Genomic DNA, 13095 nt, shown 5'->3' with positions numbered 1-13095 from the left:
CATGACCGAACCGACCGAACCGGGCGGCAGCAATGCCGCGCCGGAGCCTGCTGCTGCGCCCATCATGGCGCAGCGCGCGATCACCGCGCCGGCCACCGTCGACCGTGCCGCGCGCACCGTCGATGTGGTGTGGTCGACTGGCGCGCGCGCCCGCAATTTCGTCCCCGCCCTCGGCCTCATCACCGAGGAGCTGGAGATGTCGCCGAACGCGGTGCGGATGGAGGCACTGCGCTCTGGCCGCGCCCCGGTGCTCGACACCCATCGCCGCGGGGGTGCGCGCGACGTGCTCGGCCGCGTCACCGCCGCCCGGCTCGATCGTGGCCGCGGCTACGCCACGCTGCAGTTCAGCACGGCCGCCGATGTCGAGCCGATCTGGCAGCGCATCGCCGACGGAACGCTGCGCGCGGTGAGCGTCGGCTATCGCGTGCACCGCTACGAGCCGCGGCCCGATGCGGCATCGGGCGAGACCGTCCACCGCGCGGTGGATTGGGAGCCCTTCGAGATCTCCGTCGTGCCGGTTCCCGTGGACCGCGACGCCGCTGTCCGGGCGCAGGGGGAGCAGGGCCTCCCCGCGCCCGCGATCGAGCCCGCCCTGCCTGATGAGGATCCACCCATGCCCGAGACGACGCCGGAGACCCCGGCTGCTGCCCCGTCGGCGCCGCCCTCCGCCGCGCCGTCCACCACCCCGCCCCAGGAGCCGACTGTGACCACGACGCCCGAGCCGACCCGCGCCGCACCCGCACCGGCCGTGCCGGCGCCTGATCTCGACGCGGTCCGCGCCGAGGCCCAGCGTGCCGAGCGCGAGCGCATCGCCGGCATCGACGTCGCGGTGGAGGCCGCCCGCGCCCTGCTGCCGGCGGACCGCATCACCCCGGTCCGTGCCGACGCCATCGCCCAGGGCTGGACCGGCGACCAGGCCCGCCGCGCCCTGTTCGACGCCCTCGTCGCGCAGGGCCCGCGTCCGTCCATTCCGGCGCGCGCCGAGAACGGCCCCGGCCACGATGATCCGGCGCAGATCCTCGATGCCATGGCCGAGGCGCTCGCCGCCCGTGCCATGCCCGGCTACCAGCCCCAGGGGGCGAATGGTCGCTCCGGCCGGCACGCCGAGTTCATGGGCTGGCGCCCCTCCGATATGATCGGCGAGTTGCTGCGCGCCCGAGGCGAGCGGAGCGTGCCCCGCAATCCCACGCTCCTCGCCGAGCGCGCCTTCCACACGACCAGCGACTTCCCGCTGCTGCTCGCGGCCGCGGCCAACAAGATGCTGCTCGCCGCCTATCAGCCGGCGCAGCCGACCTACCGCCAGATCTTCCTCCGGCGCGACTTCCGCGACTTCAAGCCGCACCGGCACCTGCGCATCGGCGACTTCCCGACCCTGCTGCCGCTCGCCGAGAACGGCGAGATCCAGGTCGGCACCATGTCCGAGAGCCAGGAGATCGTCCTGCTGCAGACCTTCGCGCGGCGCATCCGCGTCACGCGACCGATGCTGGTCAACGACGACCTCGGCGCCTTCACCGACTTCGCCGCGGCGATCGGCCGCCGCGTCGCCGAGTTCGAGAACGCCACCGCCTACAACCTGCTGAACAGCGCCAATGGCGACGGCCCCACGCTGACCACCGGCAGCGCGGCGGTGTTCGCCACCGGCGCCGCGCGGGCCAACAAGGCCAGCACCGGCACGGTGCTCGACACATCGACGATCGGCGCCGGCCGCACCGCCATCATGAAGCAGCGCACGCTGGACGGTCTGCCGATCTCCATGGGCCAGACCATGCGGCTGCTCGTCGGGCCGAACCTCGAGCTTGCCGCGCGGCAGGCAACGGTGGTCGTGCAGGCGAGCGAGATCGGCAAGGCGAACGTCTTTGCTGGCTTCGTGCAGCCGGTGATCGAGCCGCTGATCGGGGCGAACCGCTGGTACCTGTTCTCCGACCCGGTCGCCGCACCCGTCTACGTCTACGGCTACCTGAACGGCGCCGAGGGACCGCAGGTCACCACCGGCCCGGTGCAGGGCGCGGACGGTGTCGAGGTCAGCGTGATCTTCGACTTCGGGGTCGGCGCCATCGACTGGCGCGGCGCTTGGTTCAATCCGGGCACCTGATCCTTCCCACCACCGCAGCAGCTTCGTCGAGGGCGCCCCACCGGGCGCCCTCGGGTTTCAGGAGACCCTTCCATGCGCAACTGCATCCGTCCCGACGCGCGCTCCATCCCGATGGTAGTGCCCTATGCCGGCGGGATCCTCTCCGGCCAGGGCATGCTCGTCGGCGCCTTCTTCGGGGTGGCGGCGTCCGACGCCGCCCAGAACGCCAGCGTCGACTGCGAGACCCGCGGCGAGTTCGAACTGACCAAGGAGCCCTCGCTTGCCATCAGCCAAGGCGCGCGGGTGTTCTGGGACAACACCAACCGCCGCATCACCACCACCGCGACCGGCAACTTTCAGGTCGGGCTCTGCACCGTCGCGGCGCTGGCGGCCGATGCCACGGTGCGCGTGATGCTGGCCCGCGTGCCGGCCTCGGGGGCGTGATGGCCGCGCTGCTGCCGCGCGACCGCGCGCGCCTCGAGGGCGTGCACCGCGACCTGGTGCGCGTCGTCGAGCGGGCCCGCCTGGCGGTGCCCTTCATCGTGACGGAGGGGCTGCGCACGCGCGAGCGCCAGGCCCGGCTGGTCGCGATCGGAGCCTCGCGCACCATGAACAGCCGGCATCTCACCGGCCATGCGGTCGATCTGGCCTACTGGCTCGACGACGGCGACGGCGCGGTGGAGCAGGGCGAGGTCCGCTGGGACTGGCCGCTCTACGAGCAGATCGGCGCGGCAATGAAGGCCGCGGCGAAGGAGCTCAGCGTCCCGATCGTCTGGGGTGGCGACTGGACCTCCTTCCGGGACGGCCCGCACTTCGAACTCGACCGCAAGGCGTATCCGTGACCGGCGCCGCGATCCTTGCGCTGCTCGGCCGGCACGCCGTGCCGATCGGTCTGGCAGCAGCCGTCGCCATGACGGCGCTGACCGCCTGGCACTTCCGATCGCAGCGCGACGCGGCGCGCCTCGACGCCACGATGGCCAGCCGCACCGCCGAGGCGAATGCGGCGGCGCTGACCCGCGCCACCGCCGAGCACGCGCGCCACATTGCCGCGCTGACCGGCGAGGCCGAGCGCGCCCGCGCCCAAGCCGCGCGCCTCGGTGCCAACCTGGAGGCCCTCCGCCGTGACCCGAGCCACGCTGCCGGCGCTGCCCCTGTGCTGCGCGATGCTGTCGACCGCCTGCGCGCCGGCCGCGCCGCCGGAGATCCGGCTGCTGCCGCTGCGTCTCCCTGGCGCGCTGCTGGTCTGCGCGGAGGCGCCGGGGCTACCAGCCACCGACCACCTGACCCAGGGGCAGGTGGCGGAGCTGCTGCTCGCCTATGACGCCGCCCATGCCGACTGCGCCGGGCGGCTCGCGGCAGTCCGGCGGCTGAACCCCGCCGACGGGGACGAGCAGTGAACGCCTTCGCCGATGCGATGGCGGCCCTGGTCGCCGATCCGAACCTGGGCGCCGAGGCAGTCTATCGGCAGGGCGGTACTGGCCCGGCAGTTCCGGTCCGTGTTCTCCGGTCGTCCCCCGACCGTGTTGCGGACGCCTTCGGTACCGAAATCCTGTCGGCCACCGACATCCTCTCCGTCGCCACCGCTGTCCTGCCCGAACTCGCCGTCGGCGACAGCTTCGCCCTCGGCGCCGACCTGCTCACCGTCACCCACGCCGAGCGCGACGCCTCCGGCACCGCCTGGCGCGTGCTCTGCCAGCGATAGGAGTCCCCGCCATGCCACAGAACGCCCTCACCCTGCTGGAGATGCTGCGCGACCTGCTGCTTGGCGCCGTAGCCGGCCTCGCCGGCGGCTTCGTCCGCTGGAACAACCCCGAACGCCGGCGCTTTGGCTGGTGCCTCGCCTGGGAGGTGCCCTCCGCCGCCCTGGTCGGCAGCGCCGGCTATGCCCTCGGGGGCTTCCTCGAGTTCAACGAATACGGCCGGTTCCTCTTTGCCTTCGTGTTCGGCTACCTCGGCCAGGCGGCGCTGCACGACCTTGCGGTCGCCATCATCCGCCACCGCACCGGCCTGCCGCCGGGCGACGGCACACCGTGAGGCTCGGCGCCCGCATCGTCGGCGACCTGCGCCAGCTGCTCGCGGCGGAGGTCCGGGCCGGCGAGCGCGCCGCGATGACGGCAATCCGCGCCGAGACCGAGCAGGTCAAAGCGGAACTGCGCCGGCAGGTCACCAGCAGCTTCGGCGGCGATGCGCGGGGGATCGCCAATGCCTGGCGGTCTCAGGTGTTTCCCCGCGCGGGGCTGTCGCTCCGCCCCGCCGGCCTTGTCTGGACCAAGGTGCCGAACGTCATCGACGCCTTCGAGCGCGGTGCACTGATCCGGGCGAAAGGCGGACGGAAGTTTCTGGCGATCCCGACCGGCTTCAATGCGGCGCGAGGACGCCGCGGCCGTGGCGAGAAGGGGCTGCGGGTCACCCCGGCGCAGATGGTCGCCTCCGGCCAGGGCTTCCTGCGGCCGTTTCAGTCAGGGCGAGGCTTTGTGTGGTGCCTGCCGCTGCGACAGGGCGAGCAGACCGGACGGCGGCGCCGCACCCGCCTGGTCGCCGGCGGCCTCGCCGAGATCGGCACCGGCAACCGCAAGGGCCGCGAGGCCTGGGCGCGCGGCATGCTCGCCCGAGGCATGGTGCCGATGTTCCTGTTGCTGCCGCAGGTGAAACTGGCCAAACGGCTGGACGTGAAGGGTGCCGCCGAGCGCGGCTTGCGCCGGCTGCCGGGGCGCTTCGTGGCAGCCTGGGAGCGTGAGAGCGGGAGGGCGGCACCGTGAGCATGCGCGAGGCCGCGATCGCGGCGCTGCATGGCCGGCTGGCCACATCCTTGGCCGGCAGGAATCCGCCCCCCCTGGTCCTGCGCGGCGAGACCGTGCCGCAGCGCCTGCCGCCGGGCGGGCTGGTGGTCCTGCGTGACGGCGAGACGGTGGAGGAGACCGCGATCCTGTCGCCGCTTGCCTGGGCCATCGAGCACCGCGCCGAGGTCGAGGTCACCGTCCCCGGTGCGACGCCAGCAGCAAGGAATGCGCAGCTGGACGCCCTGCTGGTGGCGATCGCCGCCGCGATCACCGCCGACCGCAGCCTCGGCGGCGCGGTGGAATGGGCGCAGCCCGGCGCGCCCGACTTCGAGGATGTCGAGTTCGAGGGCGCCGCCGCCGCGCGCGCCGCCTCGGTCCCCGTCGCCCTGTTCTTCACCGTCGCCGGCTCGCCGCTGGCCTGACGCTTCCCCCTCCCGCTAATCCCGGAGATCTCCGATGCCCCGTGCCATCGGCGCCAATTGCCGTCTGCTCGTGATCCCCGAGGCCACCTATGGCACCGCGCCCGCGGGCGACTGGCTGCGCCTGCCGTTCCTGTCCTGCGATCTCGGTGCCGAGCAGCCGCTGCTGGATGCCGATGTCATTGGCGTCGGCAGCAGCCGCGATCCCGCCGCACCCTTCCTCGATACGGTCACCGTGCAGGGCCAGGCGGTGGTGCCGGTCGACCTGGTCAACATCGGCCACTGGCTGCGCCTGCTGCTCGGCCCGCCGACCACCACCGGGACCAGCCCGAACTTCATCCACAGCTTCGGCTCGGGCGCCGCCGCGCTGCCGTCCAACAGCGTCGAGATCGGCTATCCGGACGTGCCGAACTACGACCTTTGCACCGGCGTGCGCGCCGACACGCTGGAGATCGACTTCTCGCCGACCGGCCCCGCCACCGCCACCTTCGGGCTGATGGGGCAGGGCTCGACGCCCAGCGCGAGCAGCAGCGGCGGCACGCCGACCAGTGCCGCCTACACCGCCTTCAACAAGGCGCAGGGCGCGATCAGCCGGAACGGCTCTGCCCTCGCGCAGGTGACCGGGGCGCGGCTGACCTACGCCAACGGCATGGAGATGGTGCGCACCATCCGCGCCGACCGGAAGGTGGAGGGCGTGGATCCCGGCATCGCGCGTGCCACCGGCCAGATCACCGCGCGCTTCGCCGACATCACGCTGCTGACCCAGGCGCAGACCAACGCATCGGCGGAGTTGGCCTTCGGCTACACGATCGACGCGAACCGCAGCCTGACCTTCACGCTGCACGAGGTCTACCTGGCGCTGGCCAAGACGCCGGTCGAAGGGCCGGGTGGGGTCGAGGCCAGCTTCGAGTTCCGCGCAGCCTACAACGCGACGGCGGCGCGGATGATGACGGTGGCGCTCAGGAATCAGCAAGGCGGGGCCGAGTTCGCGTAGATGCTGAGTCCAGTCGAAGCCGCCAGCGCAAGGTCCGCTTCGCGCCCAAGACCACGATTCAGGCACTGCAGGAATCGTACAAAGAGCCCCCGCTCGTTCGAACGGCCGATTGAACGCTCGGCGTCACAGCATCTGCATCCGCCGGCAAGGCTTTCAGTGTGCCGCGCAACCGAAGGACCAAGTTGAGCAAGGGATAGTTCACTCAAGTTAGAGTCTGCGCCCAGACGACACGGGGGAGGCAATATCCAATCGCGCAATGCCGGCAATACACGTTGCGGCGTGCGTTCAACCCGGTAACAATCAGCCCCCTGCGAGGAGGTTGTCGATGGCGCGGGGGATGTATCGAGCAATCTGCTGCTCAACGAAAAGGCCTGGCGCCGATGCGGCGCAGGCTGTGACTAGTAAACCATAGAATTATGAGTATCGTGCTGGCCAGCGGTGTCTGTCCGGGCGCCGGCGTGGGCACCGGCGCCGGGTGCCTACGTGGCGCCGTCGGTCGGATTGGGCGCGCGGCGTGTTAAGCCCCGCAGATATCATTGCCGGGGCGCGCATTGCGGCACATCCGGGCGTGTATGTGCTCGGCTTCTACGATACGCGTATCACCTTCTATTCGCAGCAGGTCCGCGCGCTCGAGTTGGCCCACGCGCTTGGGCACGAGCACCTTCTGCCTGGAAATGCCCGCGTCGCGGTGATCGGCGGTGGTGCCGCCGGCATCACCCTGGCCGCCGGGCTGGCCTTGCAAGGCGGGACGAACGTGCATCTTTTCGAGAAGGCGCATCACCTGCTGCCGCTGCAAGGCGATTCGCAGCGGCGTCGTCTCGATCCGCACATCTATGATTGGCCCAATCCCGATGCAGATCACGAGCGCGCAGAACTCCCGGTGCTCGACTGGCGCTCGGGCTCAGCCAAAGACGTGCGCGATGCGGTGCTGCGTGAGTTCGACGAAGTCCGCTCGGCAACCGAAGACCGTCTCACGGTGCGCGAGCGACACCGGGTCACTGCTGTCACTCCCCAAGCCGGCCGCTTTATGGTGGCTTTCGAGCGCGAGGCCGTCGGCGGCGGCCGTGAGAACGCGAGCCAGGAGTTCGACATCGTCGTGCTCGCGATCGGCTTCGGGATCGAAAATCGCTTCGCGCTTCCTGGAACCGAAACGGCCAGCTACTGGCGCGATGCGGGGGTACCAGGCGCAGAAATCGACGGCAATGCGCGTCCGGCGTTCCTCGTCAGTGGCAACGGCGATGGCGGCTTGATTGATCTCATCGCCGCCGCCAGCGCGACATTTCGGCACGACGACATCGTTCGCGGCATCGCGCAACGTCCCGGTGTGCAAGCTTTGCGCAACTCATTGTTGGCGATCGATGCCCAAGCACTCGACGCCGAAGCGATAGGGCTGGGGTTCGATTTCATCGCGGCCTATGACGATGCCATCGGTGACCAGGTCGAAGCTCTCGGATTAGTCGACCAAATGCGGGAGCAACTGCGCGACGGCGTCCAACTCTTCTTCCAGACGCGCGAGCCGGAGCTTCTGTCGGTCAAGACCGCGCGGCTGAACCGCCTGGCGGTCTATCTGCTCACCAAGGCGTGCGGACGGCAGGGAGCGGAATCCTTCACACATATCGTCTGCGATGAAGTGCACCAAATCGCATCTGAGCACGGCGACGCGGAAGGGTCACGGCGCTTCAAGTGCGGCGCGACGACGGTCGTCGCCGATTGGGTAATCGCCCGGCGGGGCCCCGGGCGCGACTCCATTCGCCAGCCCTTTGCCCACCTGCTCGCCGGTTATGACGCCGAGCACGCAGCATGGGTGCGGGCTTTTCCTGCCGACAGCATCGCGCCCAAACTCAATCCAGCGACCCATGACCATTTCAAGCGGCTAGCCGCGCAGGCGAAACTGCCACCGCCGCGCTATCATATCGGCGCGCTACTCGCCGCGATGCCGCGTAGCGCCAAGCTATGGCTGACCGGCGGCGATGCCCGGTGGAGCGGGGACGTCGCGCTTGCGGACATCGCCACGCTATGGACCGACGACACGTCCCTGCTCGAGCTCACGATCATCGACGCGCCCGACCAAATGGGCACCGGTCTCGCGTATGCCGTCGCGCGCCTGGCGATCCATGCGCTGCGGGTCGACCTGCTCGTCGACGTAGCACGCTGGCGTCCCTTGCTAGTCGCGCTATCGAGCGAGGCGCCCAGCGCGGGCGGGCTACGGCCGCCGTTGCTCAGGGCGCTGGGCGGCCATCCTTCCATCCTCAACCCAGCGACGATGCCGCCAATTGAAATGGCTACGACGATCAATCGGGTGCTCGATAATTGGCTGCTCGAGGCGGTGGATCGCCATCTGACGCGCTATATCCGGCTGGGCGAGGATCCCGGCCACACCGTGTCGTTCGTCGCCGCCGCCGATCTCCGGCGGCAGATGGAGGCGATCTGGCAGAATTGGATTCAGCGGTTTCGGGCCGAGCCTGCCCTGCTGGCCCGCTTTCTCGGACTCGCCGTCTGCGCAAAGGACGATGCGGGTGCCGCCGGCGAGGCCTCGGTGCTGGCCGGACGCCTGCTGGTTACGCCGTTGATCCGGGCCTGCGCCGTGGCTCTGGCCGTCGCGACCGCCTGGCAGGTTACCGCGCCGCGCGGTGCTCACCCGGGCAATCTTGGTCGGGATGCCAACGGAACCGAGCGGACGGGTCATACCTGCGCGGCAGCCCTGATTGACAGCGAGGAAATGGCACTGGTCGCGCTACGTCACGCCTGGACGACTGAATTCGTCCTTCTGCCAATGCAGTCGGTCCCGATGGCGTTGATAGCGGGCGCCAACAGCTCGCTCGGCAAGACCGGTGATGGCATACCGCTCCTCGACCAACCCGGCACGAGTGGAAAATTGATGGTGACGGTCGATGCGCAGTTTCGGGCAGCGGCCCAAACCAGCGCAGGCGCGCTGGCTGCCTTTCTTCTCGGCATTGAGGAGGACCATTTCGCCCGGTTGAAAGCTGCAACCCAATCCGCGGGAGCTCCGTAATGAGCGAGACTGCGTCAGCGTCGCCCGCCCAAGATGCTCTCGAGGCAGGCGAACGTCTGCTCTGCCGCCGCGCGGCCGAACTCGGCCTTACGGTCGAATCCAAGCCCACCTATGCCGGCCAGACCTTTGCCGGCGGGACCGACACAACGTCGGCTCGGCTCGAATCGCGCGATCTGCCCCATCACGTCCATGGGCTGCAGATCGGCCGATATGCAGTGCTGCTGACGCTGTTGCCTGAGTCGCCCAACGAGGAGGGTATGAGCGATGTCATGCGGCGTGTGCGCAACCAGTGCGTCGTTGCGCGGTCCTATCTGAGCCCACCAGCAGCGCTCGACCTGCACGTCATCCTGCTGGGCCCGCGGAGCAGCGAAGGCGTCGACCGTTGGCGCGCGCTGGCGCTCATCGCCGAACGCGATGAACGCGTGGCGCGGAAGCTTGTCTGGCTGCGACCGCTCGATGCAAGCGCCGACGAGCAGAGCTTTGCCGACTTTGTGAAGCGCAGCTTCCTTGCTCGGCCGTGGATCACCGACGCCATCTTCTCTATGGCGCCGCTTGACAATGTGAGCCGCGCCGCGGCGTACGGCGACGTTCCGCGCGACACGGCCGGAGAATGGATCCGCTTGGTGAGCGAACCCGACATCGATCCCGATCTCCTGGTCGAGGAATTGGTGGCCTCCTGGCAGCGGCGGAGCGCGCGATGAACGAAATCTTCCTTCGCGAGGTCCATGTCCACGACTTCCGGACGTTCGGTGAATTCAGGCTACCGATGCCGCCGGGGCCCGGGCTCACTCTGCTCGTCGGGACCAATGGTCTGGGCAAGAGCAGCTTCTTCGATGGGATAGAATGGTGCCTGACCGGCAGGATCCGGCGCTTCCAGGATTTTGTTGGCCGCCTCAAGGAAAGCGACTACCTCACGCGGCGCGATGCCAAGCCGGGGACACATCGGGTCAGCCTGACGTTCTCGGGTCGGGGAGAGCCGCTGACACGCGCGCTTGGCGAAGAGCCCGCCGCCAGCGCCTTACTCGGCTTGCTCAAGGATCCCAACTGGACCGAAATCAAGGACATTGGCGCCTATCTAGGCTTTACCCATTTCCTGGGGCAAGCCTCGCAGCAGCGCTTCACAAGCCGTGACCAAGCCGATCAATGGCAGGCGCTCAAAGGGCCAAGCGGTATCGACCGACTCGAGTCGATCCGGACCGCTTTGCGCGGTCGGACGACCATCAATGCGTTTCGGAGGCGGGTCGAACGAGAAGAGGGCGAGGTCAACATTGCAGCGCGGGCGCTCGAGGAATGGCGGGGATATGCCGCCAAGCTGATAAATCTCCGCACGCGCGGCGCGGCGGCCGGAGCAGAGTCGGAGGCCACGCTTGACGCACGGCTTGCCGCCATCGAACGGGTGCTGCCGGAGAGCGACAATGCGCCGCAAGGCTTTGCCGAGCGACTGTCGCGCGTCCGCCTGGCAATGGAGGCTGAGCAGCGGCAAGTTGCGCGGGACCGCGCCGCGCTCGACGGCCTCCATGCTATCGTCGCGCGTTTCGGGGAAGCATCCGCGCTGACAGATGCCGATGGCGGGCGCGCGGCGGCCGCCGATGCCGCCGTCGCGACCGCGAGCGGGCAGCTGAGCGAGGCGATGCTCGCGACGAACCAGGCGGAACAAGCTGCGGCGGCACAGACCGAGGTAGTTGCCCGCGCCGAATCTGATCTCGGCGAGCAAGTCCGTGTTCGTACAGCGATCACCGAGTTCGCTGTGCTCGATGCCGAGCTGCACAGCGCGCAAGCGACTGAAGCGGCCCTCAAAGCCGAGCGCGACACCTGCCACCAGGACGTCACGACCGCGCAGGATGTCCTCACCCGCGCGCACGAGGCACAAGCGACGCTGAGCAGACTAGACAACGAGCAGGCGACGCTTCAGCTCTGGTCCGCGCATGCCGTGGCCTTGCAGGCGCAGGAGGTCGCGGCGCTCAATCAACGAACTGCGGCCGCCGAGGCTGGCGCCGCCGCCGATCGCGCGCGCGGCCAATTGCCCGATCTCGAGCGCAGTGTGGAAGACGCGCGCGAGGCCGAAGCCGCTGCCCGTGACAGGCTGGCGGCGCGTCGACGCGATGCGTCGCAGCTCGCGGAGCTGCTGTCCGGTCTGGCGGCGCATATTGGACACGACGACACCTGTTGCCCTGTCTGCGCGAGCAGCTTCCCCCCGGGTGAGCTCCAGACGCGCGCGCGTAACGCACTCGCCGCCCAGGACGTCCAGCTTGCCGACGACGTGCGCACGCTAGACGCCCTACGCGCTCGCGCGACGGCGACAGCCCAAGCTCTCGCGGAAGCGCAAGCTGCGATTTCCGCGGCGGTTGCGGCGGCGACCGCTGCGCGGGCAGCCGAAGCGGCGACGGCGGCCGAGCGCGGTGCCATCGCCGAAGGGCTCGGCCTGAGCGCCGATAGTGATTTCGGACCACTAATTGCGAACCGGCTGGCCGAGGCAGCGCAAGCACGCGCCGCCCATATCCGCGATGCGGGTGGCAGTCCCTCCGACGTCAGCGCAGCCCAAGCGCGCCTCGACGCGTTGACCGCGGCGCTGGGGTCGCTCGACGTGCGCCTTGCGTCTGCAACGCAGCGCCGCACGCGATGCGAGACGGGATTGCGTGCGATCGAGGACAGCCTTGTCGCGCTCGCTAAGCCGTGGAGCATTGAGGCTGCTGACGCCGCCGTCGTGGCGCAGGGCAAGCTGCTCGAAGCGGCGCGCGCTAGCCTTCAGGATCTGATCCTGAAGCGCGCGGCAGCGGCCAATGCAGAAACGGCGGCACGCGAGCGGCTGGCCGCGACCGAGGCCGAGCGCGACCGTATGACCGCAGCGATCCGCAGTGCCGAGGCCGCACGTTTGGCTGCGGTCACGGCGTGGCAGCAGGCCGGCATGACTGTGGTTCCCTCGTCGAAAGCGATCGACGCTTTAGCAGCCGCGCTGGGCGATCGAGCAACGGCGACGTCCGCGCACCTTGAAGAAATCAATGCGCTTTCGCGAAGCTACGAAGCCTGGCTGGCGCAGGACGAGCTGCGCTCGCTGCGCGCCTTGATGGACGAGCAGGGTGGAGAAGGGGCCGCGGACAAGCCCGTCATCCGCGAACAGGAGCTCCAGCGGCAGCTGCAGGTGGCGCGCACGGCGCTGCAGCTCACTAACGCCACTCGCGACGCGGTGATCGCGTATGGCGAGCACCTCAAGTCCGAGGCCGAAAGCTTTTCGACCCAGTTCCTGTTGCCGCTCAACGATCTGATAGACGCGTTCAACCGCGCGCTGCTGAGCACCCCGGGCGAGACGGTGCAGTTCAATGCCGAGCATACCGTCGAGCGCACTGCGCTCGCGATGCAGCTGCGCTACGCAGACCCGATTGAAAATGCGATGTACAAGACAGGTTTGCCACCGCAGCTCGTATTGAGCGAGGGGCAGATGGCGGCAAACGGCTTCAGCATTCTCTGCGCCGCCAGCACTGCCTATCGCTGGTCGCGCTGGCGCGCCTTGCTGCTCGACGACCCATTGCAGCACAACGATATCATCCATGCCGCGGCCTTCGTCGATGTGATGCGAAGTCTTGTCGAGCTCGAAGGCTATCAGCTGATCATGTCGAGCCATAAGCGCGACGAAGGTGAGTTCATTGCACGCAAGTTTGATGCGGCAGGGCTACCGTGTACCGTCGTCGAGCTGATCGGCGCGTCGAAGGATGGTGTGCGGGTCGAGCCGCCGCGTTACAATGCGGCGGCGCGGCGCCTCATGACGGAGCCGACTGCGCGGCTGGCGTGAGGCCGAATTGTACGGCGAACTGGCACTGCGT

General features: G+C 69.2%; 12 protein-coding genes. All 12 read left to right on the top strand.

Going from position 1 to position 13095, the window contains the following annotated elements:
• Position 1: 1 nt before the first annotated feature.
• The 12 genes from E8M80_RS15595 (at position 2) to E8M80_RS15540 (ending at position 13064) form a co-directional block, all read left to right on the top strand.
• Positions 2 to 2092 carry a prohead protease/major capsid protein fusion protein gene (locus E8M80_RS15595; RefSeq protein ID WP_137126634.1) on the top strand — a complete coding sequence of 697 codons (2091 nt, stop codon included), beginning with the start codon at positions 2 to 4 and terminating at the stop codon, positions 2090 to 2092.
• 72 nt (positions 2093 to 2164) lie between these two features.
• Positions 2165 to 2515 (top strand): DUF2190 family protein, encoded by a 351-nt coding sequence (locus E8M80_RS15590; protein ID WP_109873289.1) that lies wholly within the window; start codon positions 2165 to 2167, stop codon positions 2513 to 2515.
• On the top strand, positions 2515 to 2913 hold the full coding sequence (locus E8M80_RS15585) for a M15 family metallopeptidase (RefSeq protein ID WP_137126633.1): 399 nt from the start codon (positions 2515 to 2517) through the stop codon (positions 2911 to 2913). The genes E8M80_RS15590 and E8M80_RS15585 overlap by 1 nt, the downstream gene beginning before the upstream one ends.
• Positions 2914 to 3192: 279 nt before the next feature.
• Positions 3193 to 3468 carry a hypothetical protein gene (locus tag E8M80_RS15580; RefSeq protein ID WP_137126632.1) on the top strand — a complete coding sequence of 92 codons (276 nt, stop codon included), beginning with the start codon at positions 3193 to 3195 and terminating at the stop codon, positions 3466 to 3468.
• Complete coding sequence (locus E8M80_RS15575) at positions 3465 to 3773, top strand: hypothetical protein (RefSeq protein ID WP_137126631.1); 309 nt, start codon at positions 3465 to 3467, stop codon at positions 3771 to 3773. The genes E8M80_RS15580 and E8M80_RS15575 overlap by 4 nt, the downstream gene beginning before the upstream one ends.
• Positions 3774 to 3784: 11 nt before the next feature.
• Positions 3785 to 4105, top strand: a complete 321-nt coding sequence (locus E8M80_RS15570) for a phage holin family protein (protein ID WP_137126630.1) — start codon at positions 3785 to 3787, stop codon at positions 4103 to 4105.
• Positions 4102 to 4830 (top strand): DUF6441 family protein, encoded by a 729-nt coding sequence (locus tag E8M80_RS15565; protein WP_137126629.1) that lies wholly within the window; start codon positions 4102 to 4104, stop codon positions 4828 to 4830. The genes E8M80_RS15570 and E8M80_RS15565 overlap by 4 nt, the downstream gene beginning before the upstream one ends.
• Before the next feature lie 2 nt (positions 4831 to 4832).
• Positions 4833 to 5273 carry a hypothetical protein gene (locus E8M80_RS15560; RefSeq protein WP_240790076.1) on the top strand — a complete coding sequence of 147 codons (441 nt, stop codon included), beginning with the start codon at positions 4833 to 4835 and terminating at the stop codon, positions 5271 to 5273.
• A 34-nt stretch (positions 5274 to 5307) separates the two neighbouring features.
• Positions 5308 to 6264, top strand: a complete 957-nt coding sequence (locus tag E8M80_RS15555; protein ID WP_137126627.1) for a phage tail tube protein — start codon at positions 5308 to 5310, stop codon at positions 6262 to 6264.
• Between the two features lie 514 nt (positions 6265 to 6778).
• Positions 6779 to 9277, top strand: coding sequence for an ABC-three component system protein (locus E8M80_RS15550; protein ID WP_137126626.1), 2499 nt, complete (start codon positions 6779 to 6781; stop codon positions 9275 to 9277).
• Positions 9277 to 9978: an ABC-three component system middle component 1 gene (locus tag E8M80_RS15545; protein WP_137126625.1), complete on the top strand. Its 702-nt coding sequence runs from the start codon at positions 9277 to 9279 to the stop codon at positions 9976 to 9978. The genes E8M80_RS15550 and E8M80_RS15545 overlap by 1 nt, the downstream gene beginning before the upstream one ends.
• Positions 9975 to 13064, top strand: coding sequence for an AAA family ATPase (locus E8M80_RS15540; RefSeq protein ID WP_170979445.1), 3090 nt, complete (start codon positions 9975 to 9977; stop codon positions 13062 to 13064). Before E8M80_RS15545 ends, E8M80_RS15540 begins: the two co-directional genes overlap by 4 nt.
• Positions 13065 to 13095: the final 31 nt, after the last annotated feature.

Origin of the sequence: Roseomonas sp. HF4 (assembly GCF_005222755.1) — a bacterium.
GTDB lineage: Bacteria > Pseudomonadota > Alphaproteobacteria > Acetobacterales > Acetobacteraceae > Neoroseomonas.
Note: the sequence above shows the minus strand (reverse complement) of the source record. Positions and strands in the feature narration are given on the sequence as shown.

Coding starts and splice junctions, on each gene's coding strand:
- E8M80_RS15595 (WP_137126634.1), top strand. CDS start 2: ATGACCGAACCGACCGAACCGGGCGGCAGCAATGCCGCGCCGGAGCCT.
- E8M80_RS15590 (WP_109873289.1), top strand. CDS start 2,165: ATGCGCAACTGCATCCGTCCCGACGCGCGCTCCATCCCGATGGTAGTG.
- E8M80_RS15585 (WP_137126633.1), top strand. CDS start 2,515: ATGGCCGCGCTGCTGCCGCGCGACCGCGCGCGCCTCGAGGGCGTGCAC.
- E8M80_RS15570 (WP_137126630.1), top strand. CDS start 3,785: ATGCCACAGAACGCCCTCACCCTGCTGGAGATGCTGCGCGACCTGCTG.
- E8M80_RS15560 (WP_240790076.1), top strand. CDS start 4,833: ATGCGCGAGGCCGCGATCGCGGCGCTGCATGGCCGGCTGGCCACATCC.
- E8M80_RS15555 (WP_137126627.1), top strand. CDS start 5,308: ATGCCCCGTGCCATCGGCGCCAATTGCCGTCTGCTCGTGATCCCCGAG.
- E8M80_RS15545 (WP_137126625.1), top strand. CDS start 9,277: ATGAGCGAGACTGCGTCAGCGTCGCCCGCCCAAGATGCTCTCGAGGCA.
- E8M80_RS15540 (WP_170979445.1), top strand. CDS start 9,975: ATGAACGAAATCTTCCTTCGCGAGGTCCATGTCCACGACTTCCGGACG.